The organism is Flavobacterium sp. (assembly GCF_027484705.1).
In the GTDB taxonomy this organism is placed as follows: Bacteria; Bacteroidota; Bacteroidia; order Flavobacteriales; family Flavobacteriaceae; genus Flavobacterium.
In genome coordinates this window covers 16,449-29,327 of sequence record NZ_JAIXSL010000011.1, presented here as the reverse complement: position 1 = coordinate 29,327, position 12,879 = coordinate 16,449, and the positions used below count along the sequence as shown (strand labels likewise).

Annotated in this window: 15 protein-coding genes; all 15 read left to right on the top strand. The window is 42.0% G+C overall.

Annotated elements, in window-relative coordinates; genetic code table 11:
* The first annotated feature begins 125 nt into the window (after positions 1 to 125).
* The 15 genes from Q0058_RS06050 (at position 126) to Q0058_RS05980 (ending at position 12,873) form a co-directional block, all read left to right on the top strand.
* Positions 126 to 326 (top strand): cold-shock protein, encoded by a 201-nt coding sequence (locus Q0058_RS06050; protein ID WP_298221926.1) that lies wholly within the window; start codon positions 126 to 128, stop codon positions 324 to 326.
* Between the two features lie 248 nt (positions 327 to 574).
* Positions 575 to 940 (top strand): NADH-quinone oxidoreductase subunit A, encoded by a 366-nt coding sequence (locus tag Q0058_RS06045; RefSeq protein WP_298221924.1) that lies wholly within the window; start codon positions 575 to 577, stop codon positions 938 to 940.
* Between the two features lie 88 nt (positions 941 to 1,028).
* A complete protein-coding gene (locus Q0058_RS06040; RefSeq protein WP_298221922.1) occupies positions 1,029 to 1,577 on the top strand; it encodes an NADH-quinone oxidoreductase subunit B in 549 nt (182 codons plus the stop codon).
* A gap of 4 nt (positions 1,578 to 1,581) precedes the next feature.
* On the top strand, positions 1,582 to 2,106 hold the full coding sequence (locus Q0058_RS06035) for an NADH-quinone oxidoreductase subunit C (protein WP_298221920.1): 525 nt from the start codon (positions 1,582 to 1,584) through the stop codon (positions 2,104 to 2,106).
* Between the two features lie 15 nt (positions 2,107 to 2,121).
* Positions 2,122 to 3,357 (top strand): NADH-quinone oxidoreductase subunit D, encoded by a 1,236-nt coding sequence (locus Q0058_RS06030; protein WP_298221918.1) that lies wholly within the window; start codon positions 2,122 to 2,124, stop codon positions 3,355 to 3,357.
* Between the two features lie 85 nt (positions 3,358 to 3,442).
* Complete coding sequence (locus Q0058_RS06025) at positions 3,443 to 3,973, top strand: NAD(P)H-dependent oxidoreductase subunit E (RefSeq protein ID WP_298221916.1); 531 nt, start codon at positions 3,443 to 3,445, stop codon at positions 3,971 to 3,973.
* A gap of 1 nt (position 3,974) precedes the next feature.
* Positions 3,975 to 5,342: an NADH-quinone oxidoreductase subunit NuoF gene (nuoF, locus tag Q0058_RS06020; protein ID WP_298221914.1), complete on the top strand. Its 1,368-nt coding sequence runs from the start codon at positions 3,975 to 3,977 to the stop codon at positions 5,340 to 5,342.
* A 13-nt stretch (positions 5,343 to 5,355) separates the two neighbouring features.
* On the top strand, positions 5,356 to 6,405 hold the full coding sequence (locus Q0058_RS06015; RefSeq protein WP_298221912.1) for a 2Fe-2S iron-sulfur cluster-binding protein: 1,050 nt from the start codon (positions 5,356 to 5,358) through the stop codon (positions 6,403 to 6,405).
* Positions 6,398 to 7,450: an NADH-quinone oxidoreductase subunit NuoH gene (gene nuoH / locus Q0058_RS06010; protein ID WP_298221910.1), complete on the top strand. Its 1,053-nt coding sequence runs from the start codon at positions 6,398 to 6,400 to the stop codon at positions 7,448 to 7,450. Before Q0058_RS06015 ends, nuoH begins: the two co-directional genes overlap by 8 nt.
* Positions 7,451 to 7,520: 70 nt before the next feature.
* Positions 7,521 to 8,039: an ORF6N domain-containing protein gene (locus Q0058_RS06005; protein ID WP_298221908.1), complete on the top strand. Its 519-nt coding sequence runs from the start codon at positions 7,521 to 7,523 to the stop codon at positions 8,037 to 8,039.
* 120 nt (positions 8,040 to 8,159) lie between these two features.
* Positions 8,160 to 8,705, top strand: coding sequence for an NADH-quinone oxidoreductase subunit I (locus tag Q0058_RS06000; protein ID WP_298221906.1), 546 nt, complete (start codon positions 8,160 to 8,162; stop codon positions 8,703 to 8,705).
* On the top strand, positions 8,705 to 9,217 hold the full coding sequence (locus Q0058_RS05995; protein ID WP_298221904.1) for an NADH-quinone oxidoreductase subunit J: 513 nt from the start codon (positions 8,705 to 8,707) through the stop codon (positions 9,215 to 9,217). Before Q0058_RS06000 ends, Q0058_RS05995 begins: the two co-directional genes overlap by 1 nt.
* A 1-nt stretch (position 9,218) precedes the next feature.
* Positions 9,219 to 9,539 carry an NADH-quinone oxidoreductase subunit NuoK gene (gene nuoK / locus Q0058_RS05990; protein ID WP_298221902.1) on the top strand — a complete coding sequence of 107 codons (321 nt, stop codon included), beginning with the start codon at positions 9,219 to 9,221 and terminating at the stop codon, positions 9,537 to 9,539.
* A 6-nt stretch (positions 9,540 to 9,545) separates the two neighbouring features.
* Entirely contained in the window at positions 9,546 to 11,426 is a 1,881-nt protein-coding gene (gene nuoL / locus Q0058_RS05985) for an NADH-quinone oxidoreductase subunit L (protein ID WP_298221900.1), read from the top strand.
* A 10-nt stretch (positions 11,427 to 11,436) separates the two neighbouring features.
* Complete coding sequence (locus tag Q0058_RS05980; protein ID WP_298221898.1) at positions 11,437 to 12,873, top strand: NADH-quinone oxidoreductase subunit M; 1,437 nt, start codon at positions 11,437 to 11,439, stop codon at positions 12,871 to 12,873.
* The last annotated feature ends 6 nt before the right edge of the window (positions 12,874 to 12,879 follow it).

The window sequence follows — 12,879 nt, the reverse complement described above, 5'->3', positions numbered from 1 at the left end:
ATCTGCTTTCCAAAGACACAAAATACTGTAAATCAATAATTTTTCTAAAAATTTAACACTTGCCTAACTTTCGTATTATATTTAAGCATACATTTGCAACATTATAAATTATTATTACAATTACAATGCGTACAGGTACAGTAAAATTTTTCAATGAATCTAAAGGTTATGGATTCATTACAGACGAAGAAACAGGAAAAGACATCTTCGTACATGCTTCAGGAATCAAAGCGGAAGAACTTCGCGAAGGTGACAGAGTAAGCTACGAAGAAGAAGAAGGAAGAAAAGGTAAAGTTGCTGCTCAGGTGGTAACTCTTGAAGACTAAAATATATAGATTATTTTTGTTGCCTGAATGGTTTAACGCTCCAATTAATTTTGGGGCGTTTTTTTATACAATCTCAACAGGGATGCCCTTTTCACAGTTGTAAATTCCAATTTTCAAATCCTTATTTATAATCAATAAAAATTAGGAATTTGTCCGAATGATTTTAGGACGATTTTTTATTTTTTGGTTGCTATTTAATTATTGAAAGTTATCTTTGTGGTTGAAAATTTTAAAGTAATTCAAACGACATGCAATCCAATCAATTAGACTACTTCCCGATACTGATGCAAATGCTTTTAGCCGTTGGATTTGTGGTAGGAACCATCATCATTTCCGGCAAATTGGGCCCTAAACGATCGTCACAGGTAAAAGATGAAAATTTCGAGTGCGGGATTGAATCTGTAGGAAATGCCCGTATTCCGTTTTCCGTAAAATATTTCCTCGTAGCCATTTTATTCGTCCTTTTTGATGTTGAAGTGATTTTCCTTTATCCTTGGGCCATCAATTTCAAAGGTTTAGGCATTGAAGGCATGGTCAAAATGGTCATTTTTATGATGCTGCTTTTGGTCGGATTTTTCTACATTATCAAAAAGAAAGCCCTCGAGTGGGAATAAAAAACTATTTTGAATTTTGAATCATAAATTTTAAATGACATCCATTTTTAATTCAAAATTCAAAATTCATCATTCAAAATAACAAAAAATGAGCGATTCAAAAATAAATATGGTTGAACCACCAGAAGGTGTGGTTGGTGAAGGTTTCTTCGCTACCAAACTCAATGATGTTGTAGGTTTGGCCCGCGCCAATTCGTTATGGCCTTTACCGTTTGCCACTTCTTGCTGCGGTATTGAATTCATGGCGACGATGGCCTCGCATTACGACTTAGCGCGATTCGGTTCAGAACGTGTGAGTTTCTCTCCGCGTCAGGCCGACATGCTGATGGTGATGGGAACAATTTCCAAAAAAATGGCTCCAATCCTGCGTCAGGTTTACGAGCAAATGTCAGAACCAAGATGGGTGATTTCCGTTGGAGCTTGCGCTTGTTCAGGAGGTATTTTCGATACTTACTCCGTACTTCAAGGCATCGACAAAGTCATTCCGGTGGATGTTTACGTTCCGGGTTGCCCGCCAAGACCGGAACAAATCGTCGATGGTGTGATGAAACTGCAGGAATTGGTAAAATCGGAATCTGTTCGCAGAAGAAGTTCCCCGGAATATCAGGAATTATTGGCCTCATATAATATCAAATAGCACGATGGCTTTAGAAAATACAGACATTCAAAACAGACTGACCGAAACTTTTGGCGAAAGCGTGCGTAATTTTCAACAGGAAAAAGACCTTTTTTCATTTGAAATGGACGCCGACAAAAACACCGCTGTAATTTTATTCCTCAAAAACAACGAAGATTTAAAATTCCAGTTTCTGACTTCGCTTTTCACGGTGCATTATCCAGATGATTCAAATGCCGACAGACAATTTGCCATCGTATATTTAATGCACAACTGGTACGAAAACAAACGCATCAGAATCAAAGCCTTCATCAATGGTGAAAAACCTGAAATCAAAACCGTTTCGAACATTTTCCTTTGCGCCAACTGGATGGAACGCGAATCTTACGATTTTTACGGCATCGATTTCAAAGGCCATCCACAACTCAAACGCATTTTGAATATGGATGAGATGATTTCACACCCAATGCGCAAGGAATTCCCGATGGAAGACAGCGGAAGAACCGACAAAGACGACCGATTCTTCGGAAGAACAACGATTAATTTATAATTTTTTAAGCTATAAATGTCAGAACTACTATTACCACCGGAGCATCGTTATGCTAAAATCATAAAAGAGCGCCACAACGAAGACGGAAGCGAGCTTTCGATCCTGAACCTTGGCCCCACACACCCTGCTACCCACGGTATTTTCCAAAATATATTATTGATGGATGGCGAGCGCATTCTTGAAGCTGAGCCTACCATCGGTTACATTCACCGTGCGTTTGAAAAAATCGCTGAGAACCGTCCATTCTACCAAATCACGCCACTGACGGATCGTATGAACTATTGTTCGTCACCAATCAACAATATGGGCTGGTGGATGACTGTAGAGAAAACCTTAGGCATAGAAGTTCCGAAACGCGCGCAATATTTACGTGTCATCGTGATGGAGCTTGCCAGAATCACCGACCACTTGATTTGTAATTCGATTCTCGGTGTTGATACCGGAGCCTATACAGGTTTCCTATATGTGTTCCAATTCCGTGAAAAAGTTTACGAAATCTACGAAGAAATTTGTGGCGCTAGACTCACAACCAATATGGGAAGAATGGGCGGTTTCGAAAGAGACTGGACGCCTAAAGCCTTCGAATTGTTAAACACCTTCTTAGAAGAATTTCCGGTGGCCTGGAAAGAATTCGAAAACCTATTTGAAAGAAACAGAATCTTTATCGACAGAACCGTAAATGTGGGTGCCATTACTCCGGAACAAGCCATGGCTTACGGATTTACAGGCCCAAACCTGCGTGCTGCCGGAATCGATTATGACGTTCGTGTGGCGCACCCGTATTCTTCGTATGAAGATTTCGATTTCGTCGTTCCTGTAGGAAAATCAGGCGACACTTACGACCGTTTCTGCGTGCGTAATGCCGAAGTTTGGGAAAGTTTGAGCATCATCAGACAAGCACTAGCAAAAATGCCCGAAGGCCCTTATCATGCGGACGTTCCTGACTACTACTTACCTCCAAAAGAAGATGTATACACTACGATGGAATCTTTGATTTACCATTTCAAAATCGTGATGGGCGAAGTGCCGGTTCCGGTGGCTGAAGTCTATCATTCGGTGGAAGGCGGCAATGGGGAATTAGGTTTTTATTTAATTACCGACGGAAGTAGAACGCCTTACCGTTTGCATTTCCGCCGTCCTTGTTTTATTTATTATCAGGCTTATTCAGATATGATTAAAGGCGCAATGCTTTCAGATGCTATTGTGATTTTATCAAGTTTGAATGTGATTGCCGGAGAATTAGACGCTTAATGAAAAAATTATAAATGATGAATTTTGAATTTTGAATGACACTTAACCCTTCAAAATTTATAATTCAAAATTTAAAATATAAAAAATGGAACATACGCATTATAAACAGGACATCAATATCACCGAAGCACTAATGACGCGCATCAACGAATTGATTAGCCACTATCCTGAAGATAAAATAAAATCCGCTTTGTTGCCGGTTTTGCATGAAGTGCAGGATGCGCACGACAACTGGCTCAGCATCGAATTGCAGGACAAGGTTGCCGAAATTTTACGCATCAAACCGATTGAAGTCTATGAAGTCGTGACTTTTTACACGATGTTCAACCAACGTCCGATTGGAAAATATATGTTCGAATTTTGCCAAACCTCTCCTTGCTGTCTCAACGGCGTTGAAAACCTGATGGATTACACTTGTAATAAATTAGGCGTGAAAGTCGGCGAACCCACTTCAGACGGTATGTTTGAAGTCCGAGGCGTTGAATGTTTAGGCGCTTGCGGTTACGCACCGATGATGCAGTTGGGTGATTTCTACAAGGAACACCTCAACGAAGAAAAAATCGATCAGCTGATTGCCGATTGTAAAGAAAACAAAATCACGTTACACGATAAATAATATGTCACAAAAAATATTATTAGAAAAAATTAACGTTCCGGGCATCAAAACCTATGAAGTGTATCGCAAAGAAGGCGGTTATGCTTCGGTGGAAAAAGCCTTGAAAAAACTCACGCCTGACGAAGTGGTCGAAGAAGTGAAAACTTCGGGATTGCGTGGTCGCGGTGGCGCCGGTTTCCCAACAGGAATGAAGTGGAGTTTCATTGACAAGAAATCAGGAAAACCGAGACATTTAGTTTGCAACGCCGATGAATCAGAACCGGGCACTTTCAAAGACCGTTTCCTGATGGAATACATTCCGCACCTTTTGATTGAAGGAATGATCACCTCGAGTTATGCGTTGGGCGCCAACCTTTCCTACATCTACATCCGCGGGGAATATATGTGGGTCTACAAAATTTTAGAAAGAGCCATCGCCGAAGCGAAAGCGGCCGGTTGGTTAGGTAAAAACATATTAGGTTCGGGTTACGATTTGGAATTATACGTTCAAATTGGTGGCGGTGCCTATATCTGTGGTGAAGAAACCGCACTCATCGAATCACTCGAAGGCAAACGCGGCAACCCAAGAATCAAACCGCCATTCCCGGCAGTTTCCGGACTTTGGGCGAATCCAACGGTAGTCAATAACGTTGAAACGATTGCAGCTGTGCCATGGATTGTCAACAATTCAGGTGCAGATTATGCCAAAATCGGAATCGGAAGATCGACAGGAACCAAATTAATTTCTGCTTCGGGACACATCAAAAATCAAGGCGTTTACGAAATCGAACTCGGTTTGAGCGTTTATGATTTCATGAATTCGGACGAATATTTAGGCGGTATGAGTTCAGACCGTCCGTTGAAAGCGTTCGTTCCCGGAGGAAGTTCCGTACCGGTTTTGCCAGCAGATTTAATTTATAAAACAGCAGCCGGTGAAGACCGATTGATGACTTACGAATCCTTAAGCGACGGTGGTTTTGCAACCGGATCGATGTTGGGCTCAGGCGGATTTATCGTTTACAATGACACCGCTTGTATTGTCAGAAACACTTGGAATTTCTCCAGATTCTACCACCACGAAAGCTGCGGACAATGTTCGCCTTGCCGAGAAGGAACCGGTTGGTTGGAGAAAGTATTACACAGAATTGAAAACGGTCATGGCCGTGAGGAAGATATAGAATTGTTGTGGAGCATCCAAAGCAAAATTGAAGGCAACACGATTTGTCCTTTAGGTGATGCTGCGGCATGGCCTGTGGCAGCTGCGATTCGCCATTTCAAAGACGAATTCGAATACCACATCCGGTTCCCAGAAAAAATAAAAAACAGAGACCACTTTGTTGCCGAGCCTTTTGAAAAGGTCCGACACCTGGTTTCTAAAGTAACAGTATAAAGTCAAGATTTACATGAAAGTAACTATAGACGGTCAAGAAATTGAAGTAGCACCGGGAACGACCATCCTTCAGGCAGCGCGTATGATCGGAGGCGAAAGTGTGCCACCGGCGATGTGCTATTATTCCAAACTTAAGGGAAGCGGCGGAAAATGCCGTTGTTGCTTGGTTGAAGTTTCTAAAGGAAGTGAAGCCGACCCAAGACCGATGCCTAAATTGATGGCGTCTTGCGTAACAGGTTGCATGGATGGCATGGAAGTGAACAGCAAATCTTCGGAAAGAGTACAAGAAGCCAGAAAATCAGTAACAGAATTCTTGTTAATCAACCACCCGCTCGATTGCCCGATTTGCGATCAAGCCGGCGAATGTGATTTGCAGAATTTAAGCTTCGAGCACGGAAAATCAAAAACCAGATTTATCGAAGAAAAACGAACGTTTGAGCCTGAAGATATCGGACCGAACATTCAATTGCATATGAACCGTTGCATTTTGTGTTACCGTTGCGTGATGGTAGCCGATCAACTCACGGACAATCGTGTTCATGGCGTGATGGATCGCGGCGATCATTCGAACATTTCGACTTGCATTTCCAAAGCGATTGACAACGAGTTCTCAGGAAACATGATTGATGTTTGTCCTGTAGGTGCTTTGACCGATAAAACATTCCGATTCAAATCGAGAGTTTGGTTCAACAAACCTTACAACGCGCATAGAAACTGCACCAAATGTTGCGGAAAAACCACCGTTTGGATGTTCGGCGATGAAATTCAAAGAGTCACCGGACGCAAAGACGAATACCACGAAGTAGAAGAATTCATCTGCAACGAATGCCGTTTCGACCACAAAGACCCGAAAGATTGGGTGATTGAGGGGCCGCGTAAATTCGAGAAAGATTCGGTGATCAACCAGAACAATTACACGAGAAAATTAGACAAAGTAGAAATTGCTACCGAGAAAAATATATTAATGGGACGTGACATCGATCGTAAAAAAATCAGTATGACAACAACGCCATTAACTGAAGAAGACATCACCAACCAAAAACAACTGGGCAACAATGAATAGTACACTGATCATAGATAAAAGCGTCATCATCCTTGTGGTTTTTGCTGTGACGATGCTCATGGCCATGTATTCAACTTGGGCGGAACGTAAAGTAGCCGCCTGGTTGCAGGATCGAATCGGTCCGAACAGAGCAGGTCCGCTTGGTTTGTTCCAACCACTTGCCGATGGATTGAAATTGTTCGCCAAAGAAGAATTTGAACCAAATACGCCCAATAGATTTTTGTTTTTTGTAGGGCCGGCGATTGCAATGAGCACTGCTTTGATGACGAGTGCCGTGATTCCTTGGGGCGATAAATTCCACTTATTTGGACGTGATATTTTGTTGCAGGCTACCGACATTAACGTGGCTTTGTTGTATGTTTTTGCTGTGATTTCAGTAGGTGTTTATGGCATCATGATCGGAGGCTGGGCTTCGAACAACAAGTTCTCCTTGATGGGCGCGGTTCGTGCAGCCTCGCAAATGGTTTCGTATGAAGTCGCGATGGGATTGTCGGTAATCGCATTATTGATGATGACCGGAACTTTGAGTTTGAGAGAAATCTCAGCGCAACAATACGGAATGCACTGGAATGTATTTTACCAACCATTATCCTTTTTAATCTTTTTAATCTGCGCCTTTGCGGAAACCAACCGAACACCTTTCGATTTGGCGGAATGTGAATCGGAGCTGATTGGTGGTTACCACACCGAATTCTCTTCGATGAAAATGGGATTCTATCTGTTTGCGGAATATGCGAACATGTTTATCTCCTCAACGATTTTGGCGGTGTTGTTTTTCGGCGGATACAATTATCCGGGAATGGCTTGGGCGGTAGAACATTGGGGCGTCAACCTTGCGAATGTGCTTGGAATTTTTGTGTTGTTTATCAAGATTTGCGGATTCATATTTTTCTATATGTGGGTGCGCTGGACGATTCCGAGATTCCGTTATGACCAGTTAATGCATTTGGGTTGGAGAATTCTGATTCCATTGTCGATTGCGAATATTATCGTGACGGGAATTGTGATTTTGAGACATGACATCGCTGCTTATTTGGGCATGTAAGATATAATGGTGCGAATGGAAACAGCACCATAAAAAAGTTTCCACTATATAAGCCAAACAGATTTTTTTTATGCAAGAAGTAATCATCCCGAATGAGGTGATTTCTGATAAGATTTATTTTATCAGAAATCAGAAAGTAATGTTGGATCGCGATTTAGCATTGCTTTATGGAGTTGAAACAAGAGCAATCAATCAACAAGTTAAAAGAAATATTAATAGGTTTCCTGAAAACTTCATGTTTCAGCTTGATGAAAAGGAGTATGAAATCTTGACATCACAAATTGTGACTTCAAGTTGGGGCGGCTCAAGAAGATTGCCTTACGCGTTTACCGAACATGGTATTTTGCAATTGGCGAATGTTTTAAAAAGCGATAGGGCAACCCAAATGAGCATTAAGATTATTGAAGTTTTTGTCAGCCTTAGAGATTATCTGCTGACGAACCTGAATTTAAGACTGGAGCTCGAAGCCATAAAAAAGAAACTCGTCAATCATGACAAGAACATTGAGTTGGTGTTTTCCTATCTCGATGAACTGATGGACAAGCAACAAGTCAATAAAGAACAAACAAAAATTGGTTATAAACGATAAAGTAAATTAGATACTGTGGGCCCTAGCCCCGATAGAAGGGAAAATCCTTTTGTGCCGGTGTTCGGCATAAAAGATTGGAATGATAGCGGGATTGGCTTCTGATAAAATAAAAACAAAAAAATGAGTATAGCATCTATATCATTATCGGGCAGAAAAAAACAGGTTTCCAATAAGGAAATGACTTTTCTCGAACGATTATATCTTGTGGCGATTATCAAAGGTCTGATCATCACGATCAAGCACTTATTCACGCGCAAAGTGACGATTCAGTATCCGGAACAGGTTCGCAGCATGAGCCCTGTGTATCGTGGACAACATATGTTGAAACGCGACGAGCAAGGCCGTGAAAACTGTACCGCCTGCGGATTGTGCGCGTTGTCTTGCCCGGCGGAAGCCATTACGATGGTCGCTTCGGAAAGAAAAGCGGACGAAAAACATTTGTACCGCGAAGAGAAATATGCTTCGATCTATGAGATTAATATGTTGCGTTGTATTTTCTGTGGTTTGTGTGAGGAAGCGTGTCCGAAAGATGCCATTTACCTTACGGAATCGAAAGTGCTCGTGCCTTCGAGCTACAAACGCGAGGATTTCATTTTCGGAAAAGACAAACTGGTGATGCCGCTCGAAATGGCGATGAAGAATGCCCAACTTAAAAACGCAAACTAATGTCTGTAGTAACTATTCTTTTTTGTGTCTTGTCTGCGGTTACTTTGGCCACGGCGTTTCTGACTATTTTTACTAAAAACCCGATCCATTCGGCGATTTATCTCGTGATTTGTTTCTTCTCGATTGCAGGTCATTATCTATTATTAAATTCACAGTTTTTAGCGATTGTTCATATCATTGTGTATTCGGGCGCGATTATGATCCTGTTCCTGTTTACAATCATGTTGATGAACCTCAATAAAGAAGACGAAGTACACAAACCGCGCGTCACGCGATGGGCCGCAGTGATTTTCTTCTGCTTGATGTGTTTGGTGTTGCTTGCCATTTTCGTGAATTCGAAACCGATTGTCGGCGAATACATATCAACTGGCGAAGATTACCAATCGATCAAAGTACTCGGAAAAGTATTGCTCAACGAATATATGGTGCCGTTTGAATATGCGTCGATCCTGCTTTTGGTTGCGATGATCGGAACCGTGTTATTGTCTAAAAAAGAAAAATCAGAGAAATAAAATGAATAACGTTTTAAACCATATTGGTATCGAAAACTACATTTTCCTGAGCGTCATTTTGTTCTGCATTGGCGTGTTTGGGGTTTTGTACAGAAGAAATGCGATCATCGTATTCATGTCGATTGAGATCATGCTCAACGCGGTCAATTTGTTGTTCGTGGCCTTTTCGACTTACCATCAGGATGCGCAAGGACAAGTGTTCGTGTTTTTCTCGATGGCCGTAGCGGCTGCGGAAGTGGCGGTCGGGCTTGCGATTCTGGTTTCGATTTTCAGAAATTTAGGTTCGATTGATATTGATAACCTCAAAAAATTAAAAGGATAATATTCTATGGATACTACTTTAGCTTTAGTCTTAGTGTTGGCTCCTTTTGCGGGATTTTTGATCAACGTTTTCTTCGGGAAAGCTTTGGGCAAAACCCTCTCAGGAACTATCGGAACATTATCCGTTGTGGTTTCTTTCGTGGTGACCTTGATGTTTTTCATCCAAATCAACGAAACGAAACAACCGATACAAATCGCTTTATTTGATTGGATCCAATTAGGAAATTTCAAAGTCGATTTCGGATTTTTACTCGATCAGTTGTCGTTATTATGGTTGATGTTCGTTACGGGAATCGGTTCGCTGATTCACCTGTATTCGATCAGCTACATGCACGACGATGAGAAAATGCATACGTTTTTTGCGTATCTGAATCTGTTTGTGTTCTTCATGATCACGCTCGTAGTCGGAAGCAACTTACTAATCATGTTCATCGGATGGGAAGGCGTCGGGCTCTGCTCCTACTTACTCATCGGATTCTGGTATAAAAATCAGGAATACAATGACGCGGCAAAGAAAGCTTTTATCATGAACAGAATTGGAGATTTGGGTTTACTCGTCGGAATCTTCATCCTTGGCGCGGCTTTCTCAACTTTGGATTTCGCGACATTGAAAACCGCTTTGGAAACTTCTTCCAACGTCAATCCAAACTGGATTGTGCTAGCCGCTTTGGCTTTGTTTATTGGCGCTTGTGGAAAATCCGCACAAATTCCATTATATACTTGGTTGCCTGATGCGATGGCGGGACCGACTCCGGTTTCGGCTTTGATCCACGCGGCGACGATGGTAACAGCGGGTATTTTCATGGTGACGAGAATGAATTTCTTATTTTCATTGACACCGCAAGTTCAAATGATTATTGCGGTGATTGGCGCGGCGACTGCTTTGGTGGCTGCCACGATTGCTTTGGTTCAGAATGACATTAAAAAAGTATTGGCTTATTCGACTGTTTCACAATTAGGTTTGATGTTTTTGGCTTTAGGCTGTGGGGCATATCAAGTCGCGGTTTTCCATGTAATCACACACGCGTTCTTTAAAGCTTGTCTGTTCTTAGGCTCAGGTTCGGTGATTCACGCGTTGCATGGCGAGCAAGATATGAGACGCATGGGCGGGCTCAAAAAAGTCATGCCAATCACGTTTATCACAATGTTGATTTCAAGTCTGGCCATTTCAGGAATTTTCCCATTGGCCGGATTCTGGTCGAAAGACGAAATCTTGATGGTCGCTTTTGAGCACAATAAATTCCTTTGGATTGTAGGTTCCATCGCATCTATCATGACTGCTTTTTATATGTTCCGCTTGATGTATCTGACTTTCTTGAAAGATTTCAGAGGCACCGAAGAGCAAAAACACCATTTGCATGAAAGCCCAAGCTTGATTACGATTCCATTGATTATTCTTGCGGTATTAGCGTTTTTCGGAGGCGCCATTAATTTTCCTGGAAGTACTTGGCTCAACCATTATTTAGCGCCGTTATTCTCAGTCGCTCACGAAGAACACGCTTTGGGAAGCCAGGAATACATGCTGATGGGAATCGCTTTAGCCGGTGCGGTTATCGGAATCGGAATTGCTTACATGAAATACAACAAACAAGGCCAACTGCCTGAAGAAGACAACGCGATTACCGGGTTTTCAAAAGTACTATACAACAAATATTATGTCGATGAAATTTACGAAGCCCTCTTTGTAAAACCGATCAATGCCTTGTCGCGTTTCTTCAGAGATTATATAGAAACTGCGGTTTCAGGATTCATTTTCGGATTGGGGAAAGCAGCCATGGTTTTAGGCGCACAAGGAAGAAAAGTGCAGAACGGAAATATCGGTTTGTATCTGTTTTCATTTGTTTTGGGCGTCATCGCGATCATTTCCTATTTATTCTTAGCTCAATAATTTATACCTAATGGATGTAATTTACTTATTAGTTCTACTCTTAGCTGGCGCATTGGCCACGTATCTTTCAGGCGACAAGCTGGCTTCAAAAGTAGCTTTGCTGTTCGGATTGGGCGCTTTCGGTTATTCGATGTATTTGTTGAATCTGTTCTATGCGGGAATCGACCTCGATTTCACCACCGTCTGGATTACCAAACCCAACATCGCTTTCGCATTGAAAGCAGACGGACTGGCCCTAGCGATGGTTTTATTGACGACAGCACTAACGCCGCTGATCATCTTCTCAGGTTTTGGGAATGATTTCAAAAACGCGAAAGCCATCTATTCATTAATACTATTTATGTCGTTTGCGATGGTCGGGACATTCCTCGCTGCAGACGGATTGTTATACTACATTTTCTGGGAATTGTCGTTGATCCCGATATACTTCATCGCACTGCTTTGGGGTAATGGTGATGCCGATGAGCGCAAGAAAGCCGTGGTGAAATTCTTCATCTACACTTTAGGCGGTTCGTTATTTATGCTGACCGGCTTTGTGTATTTATACTTGCAAGCCGGAAGTTTTCTACTGACTGATTTATACCAATTACGGTTATCGTGCGGACAACAATTCTGGATATTCATGGCATTCTTTTTAGCGTATGCGATTAAAATCCCGTTGATTCCATTCCACACCTGGCAGGCGAAAGTCTATCAAAAAGCACCAACCGTTGGAACAATGTTATTGTCTGGAATCATGCTCAAAATGGGATTGTACAGCGTCTTGCGTTGGCAATTGCCGATTGCACCTTTAGCAGCGAAAGGGCATCAGTACGTGCTCATCGGATTGAGCATTGCCGGTGTGATTTACGGTTCTATTGTAGCGTTGCGCCAAAAAGACCTTAAAAAATTATTGGCTTATTCTTCACTGGCTCACGTTGGTTTAATTGCTGCTGGAGCATACACTTTAACGCTAGACGGATTACGCGGTGCTGTTTTACAAATGATTGCGCACGGTTTCACGGTAGTTGGTTTGTTCTTCATCGCAGAAATCATTTTCAGACGTTATGAAACGAGACTCATCGCAGAAATGGGCGGCATACGTTCCCAAACGCCTAAATTCACTTCGATGTTTATCTTGTTGGTTTTGGCTTCTGTGGCTTTGCCTTCAACGTTCAACTTTGTTGGGGAATTCACGGTGTTATACAGTTTGTTCCAAGTTAATTTAGGGTTTGCCATTTTAGGTGGAACGACGATTATCCTTGGCGCATATTACATGCTCAAAATGTTCCAGCATGCGATGCTCGGTGAAACCAATGCCAAACCATTTGCCGATGTTTCTTTCAATGAAGGCTTACTATTGGTCATCATCATTGCGGTTTTGTTCTTCTTCGGATTGTACTCCAAACCGATTACCGATCTGATCACGCCAAGTATCGAAAATATATTAATTCACATCAACCGATAACTGTCA